Source organism: Candidatus Poriferisodalis sp. (assembly GCF_965214215.1).
GTDB lineage: Bacteria > Actinomycetota > Acidimicrobiia > Acidimicrobiales > Poriferisodalaceae > Poriferisodalis.
On the sequence record NZ_CBDCBD010000003.1, the window covers coordinates 726057 to 749055 of the forward strand.

At 67.9% G+C, this 22999-nt stretch carries 19 protein-coding genes and 1 pseudogene; 8 read left to right on the top strand and 12 right to left on the bottom strand.

The window, feature by feature from the left end:
* Nucleotides 1-57 precede the first annotated feature (57 nt).
* Nucleotides 58-660 carry a TetR/AcrR family transcriptional regulator gene (locus ACOOF5_RS05755; protein WP_420437502.1) on the bottom strand — a complete coding sequence of 201 codons (603 nt, stop codon included), beginning with the start codon at nucleotides 658-660 and terminating at the stop codon, nucleotides 58-60.
* 106 nt (nucleotides 661-766) lie between these two features.
* Between ACOOF5_RS05755 and ACOOF5_RS05760 the strand changes: the two genes are divergently transcribed.
* From ACOOF5_RS05760 to menH, 3 genes and pseudogenes are all read left to right on the top strand, one after another.
* Complete coding sequence (locus tag ACOOF5_RS05760) at nucleotides 767-2944, top strand: isochorismate synthase (RefSeq protein WP_420437504.1); 2178 nt, start codon at nucleotides 767-769, stop codon at nucleotides 2942-2944.
* Nucleotides 2945-2952: 8 nt separating this feature from the next.
* A pseudogene (gene menD / locus ACOOF5_RS05765) lies at nucleotides 2953-4320 on the top strand (2-succinyl-5-enolpyruvyl-6-hydroxy-3-cyclohexene-1-carboxylic-acid synthase); the annotation flags it as partial.
* Between the two features lie 574 nt (nucleotides 4321-4894).
* Nucleotides 4895-5701, top strand: coding sequence for a 2-succinyl-6-hydroxy-2,4-cyclohexadiene-1-carboxylate synthase (gene menH / locus ACOOF5_RS05770; RefSeq protein WP_420437506.1), 807 nt, complete (start codon nucleotides 4895-4897; stop codon nucleotides 5699-5701).
* Nucleotides 5702-5711: 10 nt separating this feature from the next.
* Here menH and ACOOF5_RS05775 read toward each other — a convergent pair whose 3' ends face one another.
* On the bottom strand, nucleotides 5712-6101 hold the full coding sequence (locus ACOOF5_RS05775) for a cytidine deaminase (RefSeq protein WP_420437508.1): 390 nt from the start codon (nucleotides 6099-6101) through the stop codon (nucleotides 5712-5714).
* Between the two features lie 95 nt (nucleotides 6102-6196).
* Between ACOOF5_RS05775 and menC the strand changes: the two genes are divergently transcribed.
* Complete coding sequence (menC, locus tag ACOOF5_RS05780) at nucleotides 6197-7213, top strand: o-succinylbenzoate synthase (RefSeq protein WP_420437510.1); 1017 nt, start codon at nucleotides 6197-6199, stop codon at nucleotides 7211-7213.
* Here the strand turns inward: menC and ACOOF5_RS05785 are convergent.
* Entirely contained in the window at nucleotides 7197-7721 is a 525-nt protein-coding gene (locus ACOOF5_RS05785) for a DUF6036 family nucleotidyltransferase (RefSeq protein ID WP_420437512.1), read from the bottom strand. The genes menC and ACOOF5_RS05785 overlap by 17 nt on opposite strands.
* Nucleotides 7722-7723: 2 nt before the next feature.
* Nucleotides 7724-8170 carry a hypothetical protein gene (locus ACOOF5_RS05790; RefSeq protein WP_420437514.1) on the bottom strand — a complete coding sequence of 149 codons (447 nt, stop codon included), beginning with the start codon at nucleotides 8168-8170 and terminating at the stop codon, nucleotides 7724-7726.
* A gap of 161 nt (nucleotides 8171-8331) precedes the next feature.
* On the opposite strand from ACOOF5_RS05790, the gene ACOOF5_RS05795 reads away from it, so the two are divergent.
* Nucleotides 8332-9354, top strand: a complete 1023-nt coding sequence (locus ACOOF5_RS05795) for an ATP-binding protein (RefSeq protein WP_420437516.1) — start codon at nucleotides 8332-8334, stop codon at nucleotides 9352-9354.
* A gap of 158 nt (nucleotides 9355-9512) precedes the next feature.
* Here the strand turns inward: ACOOF5_RS05795 and ACOOF5_RS05800 are convergent, their stop codons facing one another.
* Both ACOOF5_RS05800 and ACOOF5_RS05805 read right to left on the bottom strand, forming a co-directional pair.
* Nucleotides 9513-10574, bottom strand: coding sequence for a class I adenylate-forming enzyme family protein (locus ACOOF5_RS05800; protein WP_420437518.1), 1062 nt, complete (start codon nucleotides 10572-10574; stop codon nucleotides 9513-9515).
* A 49-nt stretch (nucleotides 10575-10623) separates the two neighbouring features.
* Nucleotides 10624-10851, bottom strand: coding sequence for a hypothetical protein (locus ACOOF5_RS05805; RefSeq protein ID WP_420437520.1), 228 nt, complete (start codon nucleotides 10849-10851; stop codon nucleotides 10624-10626).
* Nucleotides 10852-11015: 164 nt separating this feature from the next.
* Here ACOOF5_RS05805 and mtnA point away from each other — a divergent pair, with 164 nt between their 5' ends.
* Together mtnA and ACOOF5_RS05815 are read left to right on the top strand one after the other, a co-directional pair.
* Entirely contained in the window at nucleotides 11016-12086 is a 1071-nt protein-coding gene (gene mtnA, locus ACOOF5_RS05810) for an S-methyl-5-thioribose-1-phosphate isomerase (RefSeq protein ID WP_420437522.1), read from the top strand.
* A 130-nt stretch (nucleotides 12087-12216) separates the two neighbouring features.
* Entirely contained in the window at nucleotides 12217-14364 is a 2148-nt protein-coding gene (locus ACOOF5_RS05815) for a bifunctional aldolase/short-chain dehydrogenase (RefSeq protein ID WP_420437524.1), read from the top strand.
* A gap of 60 nt (nucleotides 14365-14424) precedes the next feature.
* Here the strand turns inward: ACOOF5_RS05815 and ACOOF5_RS05820 are convergent, their stop codons facing one another.
* The 6 genes from ACOOF5_RS05820 to ccrA all read right to left on the bottom strand — a co-directional run bounded on the left by ACOOF5_RS05820 (nucleotide 14425) and on the right by ccrA (nucleotide 21666).
* Nucleotides 14425-16182 (bottom strand): ABC transporter ATP-binding protein, encoded by a 1758-nt coding sequence (locus tag ACOOF5_RS05820; RefSeq protein WP_420437526.1) that lies wholly within the window; start codon nucleotides 16180-16182, stop codon nucleotides 14425-14427.
* Nucleotides 16182-17237, bottom strand: a complete 1056-nt coding sequence (locus tag ACOOF5_RS05825; protein WP_420437528.1) for an ABC transporter permease — start codon at nucleotides 17235-17237, stop codon at nucleotides 16182-16184. The genes ACOOF5_RS05820 and ACOOF5_RS05825 overlap by 1 nt, the downstream gene beginning before the upstream one ends.
* A gap of 91 nt (nucleotides 17238-17328) precedes the next feature.
* Nucleotides 17329-18489, bottom strand: coding sequence for an ABC transporter permease (locus tag ACOOF5_RS05830; protein WP_420437530.1), 1161 nt, complete (start codon nucleotides 18487-18489; stop codon nucleotides 17329-17331).
* 80 nt (nucleotides 18490-18569) lie between these two features.
* A complete protein-coding gene (locus tag ACOOF5_RS05835; RefSeq protein ID WP_420437532.1) occupies nucleotides 18570-19655 on the bottom strand; it encodes a BMP family ABC transporter substrate-binding protein in 1086 nt (361 codons plus the stop codon).
* A 65-nt stretch (nucleotides 19656-19720) separates the two neighbouring features.
* Nucleotides 19721-20122 carry a methylmalonyl-CoA epimerase gene (gene mce, locus ACOOF5_RS05840; protein WP_420437534.1) on the bottom strand — a complete coding sequence of 134 codons (402 nt, stop codon included), beginning with the start codon at nucleotides 20120-20122 and terminating at the stop codon, nucleotides 19721-19723.
* Nucleotides 20123-20280: 158 nt separating this feature from the next.
* Nucleotides 20281-21666: a crotonyl-CoA carboxylase/reductase gene (ccrA, locus tag ACOOF5_RS05845; protein ID WP_420437536.1), complete on the bottom strand. Its 1386-nt coding sequence runs from the start codon at nucleotides 21664-21666 to the stop codon at nucleotides 20281-20283.
* Between the two features lie 149 nt (nucleotides 21667-21815).
* On the opposite strand from ccrA, the gene ACOOF5_RS05850 reads away from it, so the two are divergent.
* Entirely contained in the window at nucleotides 21816-22997 is a 1182-nt protein-coding gene (locus tag ACOOF5_RS05850; protein ID WP_420437538.1) for an acetyl-CoA C-acetyltransferase, read from the top strand.
* The last annotated feature ends 2 nt before the right edge of the window (nucleotides 22998-22999 follow it).

Genomic DNA, 22999 nt, shown 5'->3' on the forward strand with positions numbered 1-22999 from the left:
ATCACGTCAATGTGAACGCGATGCCGGCCGCGCAATGGCCGAGCTCATGGCGAAGTGTCAGGCGCGCAGTCCGGCAAGGATTTCCGCTCGCTCGCCATCGGTGGGCGCACGGCCCACATAGATCTCGAAGTAATGCGTCGACGCTTCGATGCGGTCATCCATCGGCACATCGACCTCCAACTCGTACCAGCCCATCTGCAGGAAATAGATGGTGCGCGCCCGGTGCAATCTCATTTCCGGGTCGCTGACCTGCGAAGCAAGCATTTCCACGCACGCATCCACCCGTCGCTGATCGGTCGCCCTGAGCTTCTGCCACAACTCTGGGTTGCTGCGCCCCCAATTGCGCACCGCTACTTCGAGGTGCGGGTCGAAGCGTTCGAAGCCCATCCAGCACCGCATCAACGCGACATAGCGGTCGACGATGCTGCCCTCGAGCGTCGCCGCTGCGATGATCGAACCCGAGTTGGTGTCTTCCCACACTTCCAGGAGACGGTTGAGCAGGGCCTCGTGGTTCTCGAAGTGCCAGTAGAAGCTGCCCCGCGTGACGCCGAGCTTCTTGGACAGCGGCAAGACCTTGACGGCGCTGATGCCGTCCGAAACAAGCACGTCCAGCGCGGCCGCGACCCAGTCGTCGGCACGCAGGCGCACGCGTTCAGCCATCGAGCCACCCTAGCCACCGCCCCACCGGTCGCTTTTGGACGCAACCGGGGCGGCGAAGCGCCGACTCTTGGAGTCATCACTCCCACAATGGGCCTACGCTGAGGCGGTGCGAGTCGAAGAGCTGGCATCGGCCCACTCGGTGAGCGTCGACACGGTGCGCTACTACCAGAAGATCGGGCTCCTGCACCCACCGGTGCGCGAGGGGCGGGTGGCGCAATACGACCACGGCCACGAGCGGCGGCTCGGCGAGATCCGGCGCCTGTCAGCGGCGGGATTCTCGCTCGCGCAGATTCGACAGCTCGGCGACGGCCACGACGACCCGATGCTGGGGGCGCTGGGCGCACGCCACGACGACACGCTGACCTTCGACGAGCTGGTGCGGCAATCCGGGCTGGATCCCGAACTCGTGCGGCTCGCGACCGACACCGGCCTGGTGCGGCCGCTGCACCCCTCGGTGAGCAACGTCGGCGAGGCGGCGGCTGGCGACACCGCTGGCGACAACGTGCTGTACAGCTCCGGAGCGCTCACGATGCTGAACGCTGCCACCGAGCTGCTGGCCGCCGAGATACCGCTCGACGATCTCGTCGGCCTCGCGCTGCGGCACGCATCCAACATGGAAGCTGTCGCTGCGGACGCCGTCGAACTGTTCGCCGAACGCTTCGCAGAGCGGCCCGCCGTGCAACGGGCGGACCTGGCGGCACGATTGATCCCGTTGGTCACCGATCTGGTGGCACAGCACTTCCGCGAGTCGCTGGTGGAACGAGCGACCGAACGCATCCTGGCCGGCGACATCACCGATGACCCGGCTGGGCGTGCGGCGGTGACGGCAGTCCCAGCACCGAGCGTGCCTGGCCCATCAGCGCAATTGCGCGCCCGACGCGCCCTGACGCTGGAATGCCGTGAGTTATCCGGTGAGCTGGACCCACTGGCGGTGTTCGCAGCTTCCGACGCGCACCAACGGTTGTACTGGGCATGTCCCGACGGAGACCTGGAGTTCTGCGCGCTCGGCAGCGCCTTCGACGCCACTGCCCCGGCTGGCGCCGACCGCTTCGGCTCGATCGCCGAGGCGATGAGCTACCTCGATGTCACGGTGACCGGTGACGTCGGCCACCCGACTGGGCCGCTGCTCGTCGGCGGGTTCTCGTTCAGTGCGGAACCGCCCGAAGCGGGCTCAGCGTGGGAGGCATATGGCACGGGTCAGCTGTCGCTGCCCGAAGTGCTCTTGGTGCGCAGCGACGGCGGGGCCTGGCTGACGTCAGTGCCGGGCGCGGACCTGAGCTCGATCATGGCTGCGGCTCGTTCTGGATTCGGAAGAGCGTGCGCGACCTGCGGGGCGGCAGACGGCAGCGGTGTCTGCGGCTTGGAGGCTGAGCCGAATGGCGAAACCGTGGCTCGGGCGGCGTGCATTGGCGCGGACTCTGAGCTGGAGGAGTTTCCCGAGAGCGATCCGAACGCAACGGCGCTTGCGCTGCTCGGCACGAGCTACATGAACGACGACAGCTACCAAGCGCTCGTGCAGCACGCCCTAGACAGGATCGACGAAGGCGGACTCGACAAGGTCGTGACGGCCCGCGAGCTGCATATCGCCTCGCAGATCGAGCCCATTGCCGTGCTCGACCGGCTTCGGAACCGATACCCGTCGTGCGTGACGTTTGCCTTCGGTCGCGGGTCGCAGACGTTCTTCGGCGCAACGCCTGAACGGCTGGTGCGCTTCGACGGCATACGGCTGGGAACCGACGCGCTGGCCGGCTCGCGGCCTCGCCACGCTGACCCAGCACGCAACCGGGAACGCGCAGCCGAACTGCAACGCGACCCGAAGGAGCTGACCGAGCACGCGATGGTTGTCACCGATGTACGCGACACGCTGCGCGGGCGCGGTGTGGCTCTGGATCCTCCCTCGCCCACCGGGGTCATGGAACTGCGACGCATCATGCATCTGCACACGCCGATCACCGGGCGTGTCACGGCAAGCTCGACCGTGCTGGAGCTCGCTGGCGCGCTGCACCCGACGGCGGCGGTCGCCGGGCTGCCACGGCGCGTCGCCCGCGACTGGATCGAGCAGCACGAATACTTCGACCGCGGCTGGTACGCGGCACCGGTCGGCTGGACGACGCTGGAGGGCCACGGCGAGTTCCGTGTCGCACTGCGCTGCGCGCTGACCGGTCCGTCGGAGACCCGGTTGTTCGCGGGCGGCGGCGTCGTGGCGGGCGCAGATCCTCCCGCGGAGCTGGCCGAGACCGCCACCAAGCTCGAAGCGCTCCTGCACGCACTCGCAGACGAGTGAGCGCCAGCATGCAAATTGCCGACAACGACGCCGCCTACCTGGCCTGCCATTCGCTGTGCGAGGGGCTAGTTGCAGCCGGCGTCACCGACGCTGTGGTGTCGCCTGGTTCGCGTTCGATGCCGCTGGCGCTCACCGTGGACGCCACCGCCGGTTTGCGTACCTGGGTGCGGATCGACGAACGATCCGCCGGCTACTTCGCGCTCGGGCTGGCGAAGGGTTCAGGGCGGCCGGTGGTGCTGGTGTGCACGTCGGGCACTGCAGCGGCCAACTATCTGCCGGCGGTGGTCGAGGCGCACTATTCCGGCGTGCCGCTGGTGGTGCTGACTGCTGACCGGCCGCCTGAGTTGCGGGGTTGGGGCGCTGGGCAGACCATCGATCAGCACTCGCTGTACGGCAGTCATGTGCGCTGGTTCTGTGAGACGCCGGTGGCTTCGGAGCTTTCGGTCGCTGACGCGGTGCGGTGGTTTGGTGTTGCGGCTGCTCGGGCTGGGGCGCTGGCTTCGGGGATGAATCCTGGGCCGGTGCATTTGAATGTGCCTTTTCGTGAGCCTTTGGAGCCTTTGGAGCCTTTAGGGCCTTTGGAGCCAGTTGGGGTTGGTTCTTCGCCCTGGGTTTCGGGAGGGGAGGGGCAGTGCTCTGCTCCCGCGATCCGGCAGGTCGCAACGTCGCAGACCCCTGCCCCTCCCCTCCCTATTCGTGCGGCTGTCCCTGGGACTGGCTTCGGTGTGTCTGCTGGGGACGTGGCTGAGCTGGTGGCGTTTGCTCGTGGGCTGGCTCGTGGGGTGGTGGTGGCGGGGCCGATGCATGACGGGGATCGGTGGGTGGAGGCGGTGGCGGATTTCTGCCGGGCTACTGGGTGGCCGCTGTTGGCTGAGCCTTGCTCGCAGCTTCGACGTGAGTTGGGTGGGGTTGTTGTTACTGACCATCACGATTTGCTGTTGCGTACGGCTTGGGCCGATGCTGAGCCACCTGAGGCTGTGCTGCGTGTTGGTGGGGCTCCTACTTGCAAGCCGTTGCGGCTTTGGATCGAGCGCCATCGGCCTGCCTTTGCGCTGGTGGATCCGGCGGGTGGCTGGACTGATGCGAGCTTTAGTGTTTCGCTGCACCTGTCGATGGGGCCTGACGCGCTTGGCGACGCCGCAGCGCAGCTGAGCCCTGTGGGCACCGCGTGGGGGCAGCGCTGGGCGTCTGGTGATGCGCGGGCTGCTGCTGCCATCGATGGCGTGCTGGATGGTGAGCCGTTGTTGGAGGCGGCCGTGGCTCGGCAACTTGGGCGCAGCCTTCCGGAGGGTTGTGCGCTGTTTGTGTCGAACTCGATGCCTGTGCGCGATGTCGATTCGTACTTGCGAGCCCGCGCTGAGCCTTTGGCGGTGCATGCCAACCGGGGTGCTAGCGGCATTGACGGTGTGATCTCTGCAGCGACCGGCGTCGCGGCGACGGGCAGGCCCACGACCGCGCTGGTCGGCGATTTGGCGTTCCGCCACGATCTGGGCGGACTCGTCGGCGCGTTCGACTCAGGACTAGATGACGTCGACCTCACCGTGGTGGTTGTTGACAATGGCGGCGGCACCATCTTCTCGTTCCTACCGGCCTACGGCGTCGTCGATCCCGACGCCTTCGACCGGGTGCTCACCACGCCGCCGAACCACAGCAGTGCCGAACTGGCCCGCGGGCTCGCGGAGGCCATGGGTTTCGAGCACCACCACGTCACCAGTTGCGACCAGCTCGGATCACTGCTGGCATCCCACGAACCAGGGCGCGGCGTTCGCATCGTCACGATCGACATCGACGCCGACGCCAATCGTGCCCAGCACCGTCGCCTGGCCGAAGAGGTCGAAGCGGCGGTCACCGGCAGCCAGCCAGCTGCGCGGTGACACCAACACCGAAGTCTCAGCACCGCGGCGCCGCTGCCAGGCTCGCAGGTGACTGCACGGCACCTGGCGTGCTGCCATGAGCGGACACTCGCTGGCACGACTCGCCGTCACGTCGGCCGGTCACGGCGAACCGGTCATCGTCATCCACGGATTCACCGGCAGTGCTGCAGCGATGGCGCCGCTGGTTGATCGCCTCGATGGCTACCGGTGTGTCGCGGTTGACTTGGTCGGCCACGGCCGCAGCCCTTCGCCGGCTGACCTCGCGCCCTACAGCGTCGAAGCCATGGCAGCGTCGGTCGCCGTTCTCGCCGCCGGCATGGGTGGCGAGCCGTGCCATGTGGTCGGCTATTCGATGGGCGGCCGCGTGGCGCTGGCGCTCGCCGACGCGCACCGCGATGCGTGCAGATCGCTCACGCTCATCAGCACAACTGCCGGCATCTCCAATGCACCAGAGCGGGCTCAGCGCCGCGAAGCCGACGAAACGCTCGCCGACCGCATCGACGCAGGGGGCATCACGCGCTTCGTCAACGACTGGGTGGCGCTGCCAATGTGGGACACGCTGCGGGCACGGCTCAGCGCCGCCGAGTGGCAGGCCTCCATCCGACAGCGCACGCAATCCAATCCGGTCGGCCTGGCGAACTCTCTGCGTGCGGCAGGAACGGGATCGATGACGCCCCTGTGGGATCGGCTGGACGGCATCGAGGTGCCGACGCTGGTTCTGTGCGGGGCGCTGGACGCCAAGTTCGTCGCGATCGGCCGCGAGATGGCCGACCTGCTGCCCCACAGCGAACTCGCCGTGCTCGACGGTATCGGTCACGCCGTCCATCTCGAAGACCCCGACGCCTGCGCAACGGCCATCCACCGACACCTCACCGCCCACTGAGTGTGGGCGTCTACCCCTCAGCGGGAAATTCGAATGCGCCGGGCAGTAGCGCACCGACGGTGGTGTCCTCGTTCACGATGCAGTCCGGGCCGCCGGCCTCCACCAGCAGCTGCCGGCAACGGCCGCAGGGAGTGATCGGATTGCCGTCGGGACCGGTCACCGCCACCGCCACGAGACGCCCGCCACCGCTGCGATGCAGGTCGCTCACCATGCCGCATTCCGCGCACAGCGTCAGGCCGTAGGACGCGTTCTCGACATTGCAGCCAGACACGATGCGGCCGTCGTCGGTGAGACCAGCCGCTCCGACGAAGAAGTTCGAGTACGGCGCGTAGGCCATGCGCGCCGCTTGGCGGGCCACGGTGCGCAGTTCAGCCCAATGGATGTCCTGGTTGCTCGGCATCTGGGCTTGCCTCTCGCCTTGGTTGATCGCTGAGAATATGGGCTCTGCGCTCGCCCCTCGTTCTCCTGGAGCTTCGCCGCAATAGCGTCTTGGCGGTGCAGGCGACGTTGCGGGAGTTCGAGTTGGTGTTGGCTCGGCCTTTGCTGACTGCTCATGGGGCTATCGCCGTGCGGCGGGGCATTGAGATTTCGGTGGGGGACGATGCTTGTGTGGGTCGGGGTGAGGCGGCGCCTTTGCCGGGGTTCGGGGTGGAGACCTATTCCGAGGCGCTAGCTGCTCTGGAGCGCTGGGCTGCCGATCCTGAGGGTGAGCCGCCGCGTGAACCTTGCGCTGCTGCCGCGGTGGAATCGGCGCTGACGCAGCTTGACGCTGAGATCGAGGGGGTCACGCTGGCGACGCTGCTCGCTGGGGAGGTGCCGACACAGCGGCGCATCGCGACCCATGCGCTGGTTTCCGATCTGGATCCTGAGGCTGCAGCTCAGCGGGCTTCGCGGGCTGCCGCTGCGGGGCATCTGGCGGTGAAGCTGAAGGTTGCCGCGCGTGATCCGGACGGCAGCGCGGCGGCGGCTACCGCAGCGAGCGAGGCGGCGCGCATTGCCGCTGTTCGCCGGGCATTGCCCGCCGGCGTGGCGTTGCGGTTGGACGCCAACGGGGGGTGGGACCGATCCACCGCGGTGAAGGCCCTCCGCCCTGTCGGTCATCTCGACATCGAGTTCATCGAAGAACCGACACCTCAGCCGGCGGACTGGGCGCAGATCAGCCGGACCGTCGGGCTGCGGGTTGCTGCCGATGAACACCTGCGCGACCCTGGCGCGCTTGACCGACTCGTCGAGGTGGGCGCTATCGAGGTGGCGGTGCTGAAGCCTGCTGTGCTGGGTGGTCCGCATGCCACCTATGACCTTGCTCGGCGCGCTGCCATGCGTGGGGTGCGGTCGGTGGTTTCTACGTTCATCTGCGGGCCGGCGGGGCTGCGGGTTGCACGTGACACTGCCGTGGCTGTTGATCCGCGCGGCGTGCATGGGATCGGCACTGCTTCGCTATTTGCTGAGGCGTTGCCAGAGGATGTGACGCCCGCTGGGGGGTATCTGCCAATTCCTAGCTCTGCGAGCTGACGATCTCCTCGACCCAGCGCAGCTGTCGCAGCGCGAGCTCTTCGCCTGGGAACACCCGCGCCACGATCTCCGTGATGTCTTCTACAGAGTCGATGCCCTGATGCGCCAGCAAGAGGCGCAGATCGGACTCATCGGTTCGACGTGCCGAGCGTGCCTTCATGGCGATCATGTGCTCGACGGATGCGACAACAACTGACAGGCTCGGGCGCTCGAATGCGATTGCGCCGCGTCGATCACGCTCTGGCGGCATGTACATCGTGGCCTGTTCGTTGATCCATGTCGACGGCCAGCCGCGCTCGCGGGCAATCTCGTGCGTTGCCCGCATCACCTCGTCGTAGCCGGCCGAGATCGAGGCATCCACGTCGCGGGTAAGCCGAAGCTCGTCGTACAACAGTGCCATCGCCGCTCCACCGGCAACGTAGATGCGGGCGATTGCGCCTCTGGCGACGAGCCGCTGGGCGAGGTCGTCGAATGCGTCACGGATGTCGGTTGCGCTGAGTGGCTCCACGGCTATACAACCGTGAGTTCCTCGCGCGGGATCCAGATGCCGTGAGCCTCGAACGTGATCGGTGTGGTCACGATCGTGCGGACCCGGTCGTAGTCATGGCAGCCGCCTGCGTACCAGAACGCCCGTAGATGCCGTTCGCGCTGCAGCGTCCACGGGGGCGGCTCGATGCCGGCCTCGATGCAACGATGCTCCACATAGGCAGCCAGGAATGCATCCCACCGCTCGTCGACGCTGTCTGGTGCCCGGCACACGAGCGCCCGGCGCTGCTCGACCGGCGTGTCCTCCCACACCTGCCCGAAGTCGTGCAGCACCAGTCGCAGCCTCCACTCGTCGTCCTCGGTGCGCAGCGCGGGGACATAGCGCCACAGTGCATTCGGCGGCTGGTCGTTATCGCCTGGGCTGCCCGCATCGCCGCCAGCAGTGACGTCTGCGCCGCAGGGGCCGACCATGACTGCCAGCGTAACGGCACGGCGATTGCCGTCAAGAAGACCCCGTGAGACGACGGTATGTCGTATGCCGCCGAGCACATCGGGTCAGTCCAGGTCAGCTACCGGTCGAGCAGGCACGTGGTCGCGCCGCGATTTCCACCGCTCCAAGTCGTGACTTCGACATGGGGCTCGCCGAGCGGTTCTTCCGTCGCGTCGCCGAATCCGGCAGGCCACCGACCGAGGTTCTGTTCCGGTACGGGCTGATCCACCCGGGCGGGCCAAGCGGCGTCCGCGTCACCAACGCCGCAGTGCTCATGTTTGCGCGCGACACCGTCTGGCGCTGGCACCCGCGTGCAGATGCCCGCGTGTTCCGGGTGGACGGAACAGTGCGCTCGCATGGCGCTCAGCGCAACGTCACCCAGATCGCCCAGCTCGACTCGCCGATCGCTGCGCTCATCGAGTCGCTTCGAGATGTGGTTCGAGGCCAAATCCGACGTGCGGAGAGCCTGAGCGGGCTGTACTTCGAAGACACCCCGGAGTATCCCGAGTTCGCTTGGCAAGAAGCGCTGGTGAATGCCGTGGCGCACCGCGATTACGACGATTTCGGGCGCGGCATCGAGGTCTGGTTCTACAGCGACCGGATCGAGGTGCACAGCCCCGGCGGGCTTGTGCCTCCGGTGACGCTCGAAGCGCTGCGCAACGGAGTGCCCACACATGCGAGCCGCAATCCGGTGCTCGTGCGCGTCCTCGCAGCGGCAGGGATCATGCGTGATGAAGGCGAGGGCGTCCCCCGGATGTTCCGCGAGATGAGCGGCATGGGCCTGCTGCCGCCGGAGATCGACGCCGACTGCTCAAGCCATATCGTGCGCCTCCGCAACACGCCTGCCGCATCCGCCAGCGACGTGCTGAGCGACGGCGAGGGCGCCGGCACTGCGGATGAGTCGACGTCGTCGAGCGCGGCGGACCTGCGTCGCGCCGACCGTGACCGCTCGACACGCGTTGCGCGACTGCGATCTCGCATGCTTCGGATGGGCGGACTCCTCGACGCAGAGGGCCATGTCTCGAATGCGGACTACCGGGAACTGTTCAAGGTGGACCGCCGTGAAGCCCTCGCAGACTTGACGACCCTCGTCGACCTGGGTCACCTCGAGCTTCGAGGAGAACGGCGTGGTGCGCACTACGTTCGGCCCGCCGCGGGCACGTAGAGCGCAAGAACGCGACGGCATCTGCAGGTCGCCGAGGAAGTGGCATCCGGGCTGAACGGGTTGCCGTCCTGATCCAGCCAGAAGGGATGATCCCGACAAGGACACGTTGTGTGTTGCAACACACAACGTGCTGTCGGTGACAGCTCGGGCCGCCGATCTCAGATGCGCCAGCGTTGGGCCTTGCCCAGGGGGGTTCGGGGCAGTTCGCCGACCAATTCGACAGCGTGGGGGGCGCAGTAGGCGGGCAGGTGGGCTTTGACTGCCTCGCGCAGTGCATCGAGCTCGGGAGGCTGGGCTTGATCGGCGGGGACAATGACTGCGGTCACAGCTTGACCCCATTCGGGGTCGGGTCGGCCCACTACCGCGACCTCGGAGATTGCTGGCAACTCGGCAAGCACGCGTTCCACGGCCACCGGCCACACCTTCTCTGCGCCGGTGGTGATCATGTCGTCTGCTCGGCCGAAGACTGAGAGCTGGCCGTCATCGGAGAGGGCGCCGGCGTCTCCGGTTGGGAACCAGCCGTCTTCGGTGCGGGGATCGGTTCCGTCGCGGTAGGTGCGCAACAGCATGGGGCAGCGAAGCTGGACCTCGTTGTCTTGGATGCGGAGTTCTACGCCTTCGAGGGGCCAGCCTTCGTAGACCACGCCGCTGAACGTTTCGGTCATCCCGTAGGTGGCGACGGTGTTGGGGGGGCGCTGGGCGGGCATGGCTGAACCGCCGAGCAGGATTGCCCGAAATGCTTTGGCGTCGATGCGCGCGAGTGCCGTAGGCACCAGCGAGGTGAGCGTGGCGCCTTGGCGTGCTGCTGCTTCGACTGCTGCTGTGTCGAAGCCGTCGTGGACCTCGAGTGGGGTGTCGGTGAGCAGTGCGCGGACGACTACTGCGAGGCCGCCGACGTGGGCAAGCGGCAGGCATGCCAGCCAGCGGTCGGTGCTCGGGTCGACCTGGAGCGCTGAGCTGGTTGCCATCGCGTTGGCTTGGATGGCTGTGTGGGTGAGCACTGCGCCTTTCGGATCACCGGTGCTTCCGCTGGTGGCCATCACGAGTGCGTCGCCGGCCTCGACTTCCCAGCCGCCGCGGCGGCGGTGACGACCGGCGGCATCCACAACGACACTCGCGCCCATGCGCTCAACGAGTTCCTCTTGGGCTGCAGCCGGGAGCCGCTGGTCGACCGGCATCACGGCGTCGCCGGCATCCCAGGCGCGCTGCAGCTCGGCCACGAAGCGTTCGCCGCCTCCGAGCGCCAGCGCGATGAGTCGTGGCAGAGGCTCAGCCCATTCGCTTGTTGATGTCGGCCACGGCGTCGATCAGCGAGTTCGTGACGACTGTCAATTCCTCGAATCGCTGATCGACTTTGTGCTCGATTTGGTCCATACGTTCGTCCACACGATCGAACCGCTTGTCCACGCCGTCGAACCGTTGTTCCACGCCGTCGAACCGTTCGCCGATCTGTCCGAACATCTCAGTGAGGAATTCCCGCGTTTCGTCTGGTGTCACCATCTCGCTCCTGCTGTCGAGCCCCACTCTCATAGGACTTTACCGATGGGTCCCGCACGGTCACGGGCCAATTTCTTGCACTCAGCGCGGCGGGGCGCAGAGGCACACGCACAAACGCCTCTCGCGGCGGAATCGTCACACATGGGCGCGAGACTGTCGGCTGCATGAGTGCGACACGTCTCACGCCGACACTGCGCTGGACCGGCGACAGCATCGAGATCATCGATCAGACGCGACTGCCGGCCGAGTTGGTGCTGATTGACGTGCGCGACACCGCGACGGCAGTGGACGCCATCGGGCGGCTGTCCATCCGGGGAGCGCCGGCGCTCGGGGCATTCGGCGCCCTTGCCGTGGTCGTCGGCCTCGACGAAGTTCAACCTGATTCGCTCGACGCAGCTCGGGCGGCACTGGAGCGCTTGCGGACCCGCGTCGGCGATGCCCGCCCGACTGCAGTGAACCTGCGCTGGGCCGTGGACCGCACGATCGACGCTGCGCTCGCCGAACCCGGTGTGGCCGACGTCGCGCAGATGCGCCAGCGGCTCTTGGACGAGGCCCTGGCCGTCGGCGCCGAAGACGCACTGGCGTGCGCCGAGATCGGTCGCCTCGGGCGCGCTCTGCTCGCGGATGCAACGGTCATCGCCACGCACTGCAATGCCGGACGGCTGGCGACCGCGGGCTTGGGCACCGCACTGGCCGTTGTGTACGCCAAGGCTGCAGCGGGCGAGCCCGTCCGTGTGCTGGCGGCCGAGACCCGGCCGCTGCTGCAGGGCGCTCGGCTCACTGCGTGGGAACTGGCCGACGCGGGCATCGACGTCTCGGTCGTGGCTGACGGCGCGATGGCCTCGCTGATCGCAGGCGGCGAGGTCGACGCGGTGATCGTGGGGGCAGATCGCATTGCCGCAAACGGCGACACTGCAAACAAGGTCGGCACCTACGCGCATGCGCTTGCCGCCGCGGACGCGGGCATCGGTTTCTACATCGCCGCGCCCACCACCACAATCGATGCAGCAATTCCGTCGGGCGAGTGCATCGTCATCGAGCAGCGCGACCCCGACGAGGTGCACCGCGCCGGGGCCAGCCGTCTCACGCCTGCCGGCGCGGGCGCCGTGAATCCCGCTTTCGATGTGACACCGGCTCGCCTGATCGCGGCGATCATCACCGATGCGGGCGTGCTGCAACCGCCCTACGACCATTCCATTGCTCGGACTCTGGCCGCTGCCGGGGACCACAGTTGAATTTCAGACGACCGACTGGTACGTGCCGGTGAGCGCCGATGGCGATGGCGATGGCGATGGCGATGGCGATGGCGATGGCGATGGCGATGGCGATGGCGATGGCCAACTCGACGGGACCGGGAGCAGGTAGATGCTGAATCGCTGGGACGACGCCAAGGCGGCGCGCTGGGCCGAGAGCGGCGATCTCGGCGAGATCACCTATGGGTCCCGCCTCGTGGGCGCCGATCCGGCGCTGGTGCTACACGGCGGCGGCAATACGTCGATCAAGGGCCACAGCAGCGACGTCTGGGGCGAGCCGGTGCCGACGCTGTGGGTGAAGGGCAGCGGCTGGGACTTGGCGACCATCGAACCGCCCGGTTTCGCACCGCTTTGCCTTGAACCTGTCCGGCGGCTGGCAGAGCTGGCTGAGCTGAGCGACACCGAGATGGTGAACCAGCTGCGCATCCACCTGCTCGACGCCAGTGCGCCGAACCCGTCGGTGGAAGCAATCCTGCACGCGCTGCTGCCCCATCGGGCAGTGCTGCACAGCCACGCCGACGCCGTCTTGGCGCTCACCAACACCGCCGACGGGAACGCCCGGGTACGCGAGCTGTGGGGCGATCGGGTCGTAGTGGTGCCCTACGTGATGCCCGGCTTCGATCTGGCCCGACGCTGCGCCGACGAATGGCGGGCCCAAGCCCATGACCGCACTGAGGCAATGGTCCTTCTGAACCACGGAATCTTCACCTTCGGCGAAACAGTGCGAGAGGCCTACGACGCGATGATCGAACGGATCAGCGAGGCCGAGCAGTGCCTTGCCGACGCCGGAGTCCCATCGTTCGGCGAGGCCGGCGACGACAGCCCGCCGGAAAAACCCCGGGGCAGCGCCGACACTGCGGCACCGGCGGCAGGCGAGTACGAGTCGGTGGCGGAGTTGCGCGCGGCAATTTCCGCCGCCGCAGGGGCGCCGATGCTCTTGCATGCTGTACACGATGAGCGCGCCGAGGCGTTCTGTGCCCGCGACGACGTGGCATCGGTCGCATGCCGCGGGCCGGCCACACCTGACCACATCATCCGCACCAAGCAGTTCCCGATGGTGGGCCGCGACGTCGGCTCGTTCGTCGAGGATTACCGTGCCTACTTCGAGCGCAACCTTGCAAGTCGCCGTGCCCGTGGCGCCGACGCCGCTCTCACAATGCTGGATCCCGCACCGAGAGTAGTGCTCGACCCCCAGCTCGGGCTGTGGACCGCCGGGCGCCGGGCGGTCGACTGCGACATCTCCGCGGACATCTACCTCCACACGATCGACGTGATCTGCGCCGCCGAAGCGCTGGGCGGCTACGTGGCGCTCAGCGAGGCCGATCTGTTCGACGTGGAGTACTGGGAACTCGAGCAGGCCAAGCTCGCCCGTGCTGGCACGCCCGCACCGCTGACCGGGCAGGTGGCGCTGGTGACCGGCGCCTCGTCGGGCATCGGACGCGCGGCAGCCGACGCTCTCGCCGCGGCGGGCGCCGCGGTGGTTGGAGTCGATCTGAACGACGTGCCTGAGCACGCTGCTGGAACCGCTCGTCGCCATGTCATCGCCGATATCACCGATCCTGACCACATGGCGATCACCGTGCAGGACTCCGTCGAGTGCTTCGGCGGCATCGACATCGTGGTGGCAGCGGCGGGCATTTTCGGTCCGTCGGCGCCACTGACCGCGCTCGCCGGTTGCGACGTGGAGGAACCTGACGCCAGTACGGCTGGTCGACCGCACCACCCTGACGCCGAGCGCAGCGGCGCCGACGTCGTCACATACCGCGTTCGTGACGCGACCGCCGAATTGCGGACCGAGTGGCAGCAGACCTTCGACATCAACGTCACCGGGACGGCGAACACCCTCGCCGCGGCACATCGAGTGATACGGCATTCTCCGGCCGGTGGCCGGGTCGTCATCGTGGGTTCGAAGAACGTACCCGCGCCCGGCCGCGGCGCCGCCGCCTACTCCGCGTCCAAGGCCGCGCTCACCCAGCTCGCCCGTGTGGCGGCCCTCGAATGGGCCAGCGACGGCATCACTGTCAACGTGGTGCACCCCGACGGCGTGTTCGACACCGGTCTGTGGTCCGACGAGCTCATCGAACAGCGAGCAGCTGCCTACGGGCTCACCCCCGATCAGTACCGGCGGCGCAACCTGCTCGGCCGCGAGCTGGCATCAGCCGACGTCGGCGCCCTCATCGCCCAGATGTGCGGCCCGGCATTCGCGCACACCACCGGCGCCCAGATCCCCCAGGACGGCGGCAGCGACCGGGTTGTCTAACCGGCGACGCTCCAAACGGCGATCAAGTCGTCTAGTCGCCGCTGACGGCGATCAAGTCGTCTAGCTGTGTGAAACGGCGGGGGTGGCGCCGGCCATGAGCAGGCCGATCTCTTCGCGGGTGGCGGTGCGGGGGTCGACGGTGGCCACGATGCGGCCCTCGTACATAACTGCAACCCGGTCGCTGAGTGCCAGCACCTCGTCGAGCTCGGCGGAAACCAGCAGCACGGCGGTGCCCTCGTCGCGCCGGTCGCGGATGCGGCGCCAGATGAATTCGATGGCGCCGATGTCGATGCCGCGGGTGGGCTGCGCGGCGATGAGCAGATCGATGTCGTCGGAGAACTCGCGGCCCACGATGAGCTTCTGCTTGTTGCCGCCCGACAGGCTGTCGGCTGGCGTGTTCACACTTGGGGTGCGCACATCGAAGGTCGTGACGACATCGCGGGCGTGCGCATCGATGCGATCACGGTGCAGCATCCCCGCTGCAGAGAACGGCCGGCGGTAGTAGCGGTTCAGCACCGAATTGTCGGCCACCGAGTACGAGCCGATCAGCCCGTGCTTGGCCCGGTCCTCGGGAATGTGTCCCACACCGATGACCGTCACCTGCCGTGGCCGAGCGCCGGACGCATCCCGGCCGCTGACCGACACGGTGCCAGCGGCAGGACGACGCAGCCCGGTGATTGCCTCCACCAGTTCTCGCTGCCCGTTGCCCTCCACGCCGGCGACACCCACGATCTCGCCGGCTCGCACCGACAGCGACAGCTCGTCCACAGCACGCTGGCCCCGGTCGTCATCGGCGCAGAGCCCCTCGATCTCGAGCACCGCCAGCCGCCCGTCTGCTGCCGATTCGGCGCTCAAGGCGTCGCGGCGGTCCCGAGCCGACGCCGCCGGATCGACGGCGCCGGGTCCAGCCGACGCCACGACGCTGGTGTCCGCAGATCGAGGTGCCGCCGTCGGGTCGACGGACAGCCCGCCCGTATCGATTGCTGCGGGGGCGGCGACACCAGTGGCGCCGGACTCGAACCGGTCGCCGTGCAGGTCGACAGCGCGGCCGACCATCAGCTCCGCCAGCGCTGCCTCGCTGGTCTCCGCAGGCGTAGTGGTGCCCACCACCTTGCCCTCGCGCAGCACCACGATGTCATCGGCGGCTGCCATGACCTCGCGCAGCTTGTGGGTGATGAACACGATGCCGACGCCCCGATCCGTCAGCCCACGCAGCACATCGAGCAGATGGTCGGTCTCCTGAGGGGTGAGCACCGCGGTCGGCTCGTCAGCGATCAGCACCCGGGCATCGCGGTACAGCGCCTTGAGAATCTCGACCCGCTGCTGCGCGCCGACGGGCAGGTCTTCCACCGCGGCGTCAGGGTCGACATGGAGCCCGAACCGGTCCGCCAGATCCAGCACCCGGCGGCGCGCCTGTGCGATGTCGATCATCCCGAGCTTGCGCGGCTCAGCGCCGAGCACGATGTTGCGCACGACGCTCATCGGCGGCACCAGCTGGAAGTGCTGGTGCACCATGCCAACGCCGCGGGCGATGGCGTCGTGCGGGCTCGACAGCTCGACCTCGTCGTCGGCGATCACGACCTGGCCCGCATCGGGCCGGTGTAGACCGAACAGCACGTTGACGAGCGTGCTCTTGCCGGCGCCGTTCTCGCCGAGCAGCGCCAGGATCCGGCCGGGCCGCAGCTCGACCGAGACGTCGTCGTTTGCCACGACCGAGCCGAAGCGCTTCGTGATGCCGCGGCCGGCAATCAGCACCTCGGGCTGCGCCGCAGCCGCTTCAGACTCCAGCTGGGCCCCTGAGGCGGCGGCCTCAGCCATCATCGGACCTCATAGGGCTGGCCCAGCGCTGCGGGGTCGCGCATGCGGCCGAACAGGCCGGCGGCTGCGACCACGATGATCGTGACGACGAAGGGCAGCATCCCCACGAACTGCGACGGGATGTCGAAGGTGTCGTTGAGCTGGAACTGCCCCTGCAGCGCCGTCGTGAAACCGAAGAACAGGGCCGCCGCGTAGGCACCCAGCGGGGTCCGCCGTCCGAAGATCATCACGGCGAGCGCCAAGAAGCCCCGCCCGCCGGTCATCGCCCGCGAGAACGTGCCCACCGACTCCAGCGCCAGGTACGCGCCGCCGAGACCCGCCAGACCGCCTGCCAGGGTCACGTTCAGGTAACGCAGCCGGATCACATCGATGCCCACCGTCGCAGCAGCTCCCGGATGCTCCCCGATTGCGGTCGTGCGCATTCCCCACACCGACCGCAGCAGCAGCACGTGGAGCACGACAACCAGGATCAGCGCGAGATAGGTGAGCGGCGGCCGGTTGAACAGTGCCGTGCCAACCACCGGCAGGTCAGCCAGCGGGCCGAGCTCGACGGCCTGGTATTTCAACTGACCCAGCGAGCGACCGCGGTCATAGAAGAACGATGTGAGACCCAGCGCTGCGATGTTCAGCACGGTGCCGGCGATGATCTGATCGGTCCGCAGCCCCACCGCCATCGCGGCGAGCATCCAGCCCATGGCCAGTCCGGTGCTCACCCCCGCCAGCACCCCAACGAACAGCGAGCCGGAGATCGACGCCGCCGTGAACGCGGCGAACGCCGACATCAGAAACTGCCCTTCGATGCCGATGTTCACGATGCCCGAGCGCTCGCCGATCATCCCGCACATGGCGCCGAGCACCAGCAGGGTGGCGGCACGCACGGTGCCCGACAGCACCGCAGTGGTCTGTGCCCCGTCCCAGGCGTAGAAGCCCCACACAAGTGCCACCAGCACCACGGCGGCGGCCAGCGACCACACGCGTGGCGTGGTCCACCGGCTCGGGACGTCGGAACGATCTTCGGGCGTATTGCTGCCTCGGTCCATTGCCGTCGAACTCATGGCCGCCCGCCCGATTTCGCATCCAAGCACATCGGCAAAGACGCACAGGCGCCGTCTGGTTGGCGCCCGATGTCGGCGCCGCCTGCTGCGGTCATCGGCCCCACCCCGCACCGAGCGTCAAACGGCGGTCGCCGAGCTGACCCGATGGGTCGCGCAGTCGCAGCATCCAGCGCACGATCATCGGGGCCGCCACGAACAGCAGGATGAGCGCCTGGATCACGTCGATGATCTCGGGCGCAACACCCGACTCGAACTGCATCTTGGCAGCGCCCGCCTCCATCAGTCCCACCAGCAGTCCGGCGGGGATGACCGCGATGGGGTTGGTGCGGGCTAGCAGCGCGATCGTGATGCCTTCGAAGCCGAGGCCGACGTTGACCCCCGCTTCGAAGCGACCGTCGACCCCGAGCGACTCGATCGCTCCGCCGAAGCCGGCCAGCAGGCCTGCCACCGCCATCGTCGAGGCCATGATCCAGCCCACCGAGATGCCCGCATAGCGGGCTGCGTGGCGGTTGGCGCCCACGCTGCGCACTTCGAAGCCGTAGGTGGTGCGTTCCAGCACGAACCAGCATGCGACCGCTGCGATCAGCGCCAGCAGAAAGCCCGCCGGCAGCCAGCCCCAGGTGGGAATCTCGGCCGACGGCTCGACCAGCGGCGTGCGGGCGATGATGTTCGAGCCCGAGCGGTCACGCCAAGGGTTCGCGGCCAGCCAGTCAGTCAGATTGCCGGCCACGAAGTTCAGCATGATCGTCACGATCACCTCGTGTGCCCCTGAGGTGGCCTTCAGCACTCCGGCGATCGCGCCCCATGCCGCTCCGGCGATCCCGCCCACCAGCAGTGCCAGCGGCAGGTGGATGACCAGCGGCAAGCCGTCGATCCCGAATCCAACACCTGCGGCGAACGCGGCGCCGACCAGCAGCTGGCCTTGGCCGCCGATGTTGAACAGCCCCGCCTTGAAGGCGAACGCCACCGCCAAGCCGCCGAAGATGAGCGGAGTGGCCTTCTGCAGCGTGCGCAGCACGGCATCGGCATCGCCCGCCCCGCCGAGCACCAGCGCTCCATAGGCGCTGAGCACCGAATGGCCCTGCACAGCGATAAGCACGGCGCCCAGCACCAGCCCCAGCGCGACCGACGCCAACGGGACCGCGGCGGCACGCACCAATGCCCGGGCCGGGCTGCGGGCAGTGGGACTGGTGACGGCGCCGTCGCCGTCGCCGTCATGGGCCTCCGGGGGCGCGTCTGGCTCAGCGGGCACCTGTGGACCGGCGGGAACGCTCACAGCGAGGCGAGATTCCCGCGGGCCGCAGCGGCCGACTCAGCCGGCGTCCCGTCCGATCAGCCCGGCGAGTAGCCCGTGGAGATCTCGCCCCGGTCGAGCGCGGCCTTGATGGCTTCGAGGCTGGCCTTGTAGTCGCCGTGCACGGCGCTGTCATGATCGTGGAAGGGCGCCAGGCCGACATCGCCGAGATGGTTGCCGCCGGGGAACGAGCCTGCCGCCGAGGCCTCGATCAGCTCGGCCACGCCAGGCGTGATCAGCTTCATGGCGCTGGTGATGAGGCAGGGCCGCGCCTCGGGCACGGTGTTCCACTGGTCGGTGTCGACACCCACGCACCACGCGCCGTCCTGGGCAGCAATCTCGATCAATGCGCCGTTGCCGGTGGCGCCGCCGGCGCCGAAGATGATGTCGGCACCCTGATCAAGCGCCTGTCGAGCAGTGGCCGCTCCCCAGTCGGGGTCACCGAATGCGATGTCGAGCCCGCCGGGGTGGTACGTGGAGATCGTCTCCACCTGCGGGTTGGTGTAGCGGGCGCCGTTCTCCCAGCCCTCCTTGAACGCCACCACCGGGGGCACCAAGTCGGTGCCGAGCACGGCTCCGACGATGTTGGTCTCGGTCAGCAGTCCGGCGAGTGCGCCGGCCAGGAAGCCCGACTTGTCCTCGGGGAAGATCAGCCCGGTCAGATTCGGCAGCGTCTCGGCTTGGAATTGGTCGACGCCGACGAAGTCGATGTCGGGGTTGGCCTGTGCCGCCGCGATCGTGGCGTCGCCCAGACCGAAGCCCACGGTGATGATGACGTCCGCGCCGTCTTCGACGAACAGGCCGATGTTGTTCTCGTAGTCCTTGGCCTCTTCGGTCTCGATGTAGTTGGCTTCGACACCCAGCGCGGCGGCGGCGGCTTGAGCGCCTTCCCATGCCGACTGGTTGAAGCTCTTGTCGTCCACCTTGCCGGTGTCGGTAACGAGCCCGATCTTGAACGGCTCTGCGTCGTCCATGTCGTCGGCCGGTTCTTCAGCCGCGGCCGCAGCCGTCGTCGCCGGTGCCGCAGCGGTTGTCGCCGCGGGCTCGTCGCTGCTCGAACACGCCACAGCGAACATCGCCAGCACAGCAAACACGATCGCGAATCGCTTGGTGTATGCAGTCATGTCATTCCTCCCGCGGGCGCAGTCCGCCGGAACCGGCTTGTGCGCTCGTCACTATGTCGGTGAGCCTATTCCTGCACCAGCTCGACAAGGGTGCCCAAGTTGCCCTTGGGATGGACGAACGCGACGGTCGTGCCGCGTGAACCCGGGCGCGGCGCGGTGTCGATCGGCACGGCGCCTGCGTCGATCATGGCTTGGAGAGCTGCGGCGCAATCGTCTACCCGGTAGCCCACGTGATGCAGGCCTTCGCCCCGCCGCTCGAGGAACTTTGCAATGGGCGAGTCGGGCCGGGTGGCAGCGGTGAGCTGGATGTAGCTGTCCGCCACCTTGATCAGCGCCTCTTCGACGCCGTCCGAGTCGACAGTCTCGCGGTGCGCGACCTCGGCGCCGAACGCCTCGGTGTAGTAGCCGACGGCCGCATCGAGGTCCTTCACAGCGATGGCGACGTGGTCGATCTCGGTCAGGATCATCGGTGTTACTCCTCGTCGGGGCGATCTCGCTTCACGGATGACCGCGGTTGGCTTCGCTCAGGATCCGCCACGAGTCAAGTTACGTGCTGGAGAACCGGCATCGCGCATGGCGCCTGCGGGGGACTGAAGCCATGCACGCGACCTAACGCACGGCGGCGCTATCCAGCGGCTGCGTTGCCGATGTCCGATGATGCCGCTTCGAGCGACGCGGCGTGGCGTGCGAACAGCGTGATGCGGTCTTCGCCGATCCGCTCACGTTTCTCGTGGTCGGTGATGCCCTGCCCCGGCTCGTCGGCCAGGCACAGCACGCCGAGCTTGCCTTCGTGCAGGTTGTGGTGCACCTGCCAGGCGGCCAAGCCGGTCTCGTCGAGCGTGAACGTCTTGGACAGGATCGGCTGGATGCGCCCCTGGTCGATCAGGCGGTTCATCGCCCACGCTTCGGCGTAGTTGGCGAAATGGCTCGACAGGATCTGCTTGAGGCGCATCCACAGGTGCCGGTTGTCGTACTCGATCATGTATCCGCTGGTGGCGGCGCAGGTCACGATCTTGCCGCCCCGCTTGGTGACGAACACCGACGCGCCCATGGTGGACCGTCCAGGATGCTCGAACACGATGTCGGGGTCGTCGCCAATGAGGCTGCGCACCTTCTTGCCGAAGCGGCGCCATTCGCGTTCGTCCTGAGTGTGAGGGTCGCTCCAGAAGCGATAGCCCTCAGCGCCACGGTCGATGGTGTGCTCCACGCCGAGCTGGCCGAGCAGCTCCGCCTTGTCCGCCGAGCTGACGACGCCGATCGGGACGCCGCCGCCGTTGAGCACGAGCTGGCAGGCGTAGCCGCCCAGTCCGCCTGTGGCACCCCAGATGAGCACCGAGTCGCCCTGCTTCATGCGGGCAGCGTTGTCGCCGACCAGCATCCGGTAGGAGGTAGCAGCGCACAGCGCATTCACCGCCGATTCCTCCCAGGACAGGTGCGCCGGCTTGGGCATGAGCTGGTTGGCCTTGACGATGGAGAGGTCGGCGAGACCGCCGAAGTTGCTCTCGAAGCCCCAGATCCGCTGATTGGAGGCCTTCATCGAGTCTTCGTGCGCGGCGGGATCCTGATCGTCGACGTAGTTGCAATGAATGACGACCCGGTCGCCAGGCCGCCAGTTGCGCACGGCCGAGCCGCACCGCAGCACCACGGCGGAGGCGTCAGATCCGAGCACGTGGTAGTCGAGCGCGTGCCGAGCGCCCCAGCGGCTCTCGCGACCCAACCGGTCCAAGAAGCCGAACGTCGGCATGGGTTCGAAGATCGACGTCCAGACGGTGTTGAAGTTGATGGCGCTGGCCATCACCGCCACGTACACCTCGTCGGGCGCGAGTTCTGGCGTGGCGACCTCGCCGATGTGCACTGCCTCGCGGGGATCCTTGTCGGCCGAAGCGCTCCCCTCGAACATCGTCTGCTCGTCGCGCCGTACGTAGGCCGCGCGGAAGCTCTCCGGGATCGGCATGGCCTCGAGTTCGGGACCGGACGCGCCGGCAACGATGGCATCAGCGAACTGCTTCACGAGCCCGAACGCTAACGGTGCGCACGGGCTGCAAGTTCCACTCTCTCGTGACGCCCCGGCAGCGGGATGAGCCGTTTCGTACACTCGCCGGTCACACATCTGTCGCCCAGCCCGCCGGCTGGCGCGTCGATGCAGGCGAGGGGGTTGCGATGTCTGGTTCGGTGATTGTCGGGGGCGTACGCACGCCGATCGGCAAGTTCAACGGCGGGCTGGCCGGCTTGAGCGGCGCACAACTCGGCGGCATCGCGATCGAGGGCGCTCTGGAGCGGTCCGGTGTTGCGGCTGCCGATGTCGACTATGTGGTGATGGGCCAGGTGCTGCAGGCCGGTCAGGGCCAGATCACCGCCCGGCAGGCGGCGACGAACGCCGGGATCTCCATGGATGTGCCGGCCATGACCATCAACAAGGTGTGCCTGTCGGGGCTGAACGCGCTCTACATGGCCGACCAGATGATCGCCGCGGGCGACGCCGACGTGGTCGTTGCGGGCGGCATGGAATCGATGACCAACGCGCCCTACCTGCTGCCCGAGGGGCGTAACGGCATGGGGATGGGCTCAGCGACGGTGCTCGACGCGATGATCCACGACGGGTTGTGGTGCGCGTTCGACAACGGCCACATGGGCGACGGCACCGAGCGAGACGCGGCCAGTGCGGGCATCTCGCGCAGCGCTATGGATGAATACTCAGCACAGTCGCACGAGCGGGCAGCGGCCGCGCAGAAGGACGGGCGCTTCGACGACGAGATCGTGACGGTGAGCATCCCGCAGCGCCGCGGCGAGCCGCTGGCGGTGCTCGACGACGAGGGCGTGCGGCCGGGGACGACACCCGAGAGCCTGTCCGGTTTGCGACCGGCGTTCGCAACCGAGGGTGCCGTCACCGCCGGCAATGCGTCGCAGATCTCCGACGGCGGCTGCGCATTGATCGTCATGTCGCCCGAGGCGGCTGCCGAACGTGGCCTCGAGCCGCTGGCCGAAGTCGTGGCGTACGGCATGGTGGCAGGGCCCGACACTTGCCTGCTGCATCAGCCGGCGAATGCGATCCGGCGTGCGCTGCGACGCACTGACGTGACGGTGGACGATCTTTCGCTGTTCGAGATCAACGAAGCCTTCGCCGCCGTGGCAGTGGCGTCGACGGAGGATCTGGGCGTTTCGCCGGAGATCGTGAACCCGAACGGCGGCGCGGTAGCGCTGGGCCATCCGATCGGCATGTCCGGCGCTCGCCTGGCGCTCACGCTCACCAACGAGCTGCGCCGCCGCGGCGGCGGCCTGGGTGCAGCGGCGCTGTGCGGGGGCGGCGGCCAAGGCGATGCCGTCGTCCTGAAGGTTGCCTAGAT

Coding starts and splice junctions, on each gene's coding strand:
- ACOOF5_RS05790 (WP_420437514.1), bottom strand. CDS start 8,170: ATGGTCGGCCCCTGCGGCGCAGACGTCACTGCTGGCGGCGATGCGGGC.
- ACOOF5_RS05850 (WP_420437538.1), top strand. CDS start 21,816: ATGTCTGGTTCGGTGATTGTCGGGGGCGTACGCACGCCGATCGGCAAG.
- ACOOF5_RS05775 (WP_420437508.1), bottom strand. CDS start 6,101: ATGCCGAGCAACCAGGACATCCATTGGGCTGAACTGCGCACCGTGGCC.
- ACOOF5_RS05755 (WP_420437502.1), bottom strand. CDS start 660: ATGGCTGAACGCGTGCGCCTGCGTGCCGACGACTGGGTCGCGGCCGCG.
- mtnA (WP_420437522.1), top strand. CDS start 11,016: ATGAGTGCGACACGTCTCACGCCGACACTGCGCTGGACCGGCGACAGC.
- mce (WP_420437534.1), bottom strand. CDS start 20,122: ATGATCCTGACCGAGATCGACCACGTCGCCATCGCTGTGAAGGACCTC.
- menH (WP_420437506.1), top strand. CDS start 4,895: ATGAGCGGACACTCGCTGGCACGACTCGCCGTCACGTCGGCCGGTCAC.
- ACOOF5_RS05835 (WP_420437532.1), bottom strand. CDS start 19,655: ATGACTGCATACACCAAGCGATTCGCGATCGTGTTTGCTGTGCTGGCG.
- ACOOF5_RS05820 (WP_420437526.1), bottom strand. CDS start 16,182: ATGGCTGAGGCCGCCGCCTCAGGGGCCCAGCTGGAGTCTGAAGCGGCT.
- ACOOF5_RS05815 (WP_420437524.1), top strand. CDS start 12,217: ATGCTGAATCGCTGGGACGACGCCAAGGCGGCGCGCTGGGCCGAGAGC.
- ACOOF5_RS05795 (WP_420437516.1), top strand. CDS start 8,332: ATGGGGCTCGCCGAGCGGTTCTTCCGTCGCGTCGCCGAATCCGGCAGG.
- ACOOF5_RS05825 (WP_420437528.1), bottom strand. CDS start 17,237: ATGAGTTCGACGGCAATGGACCGAGGCAGCAATACGCCCGAAGATCGT.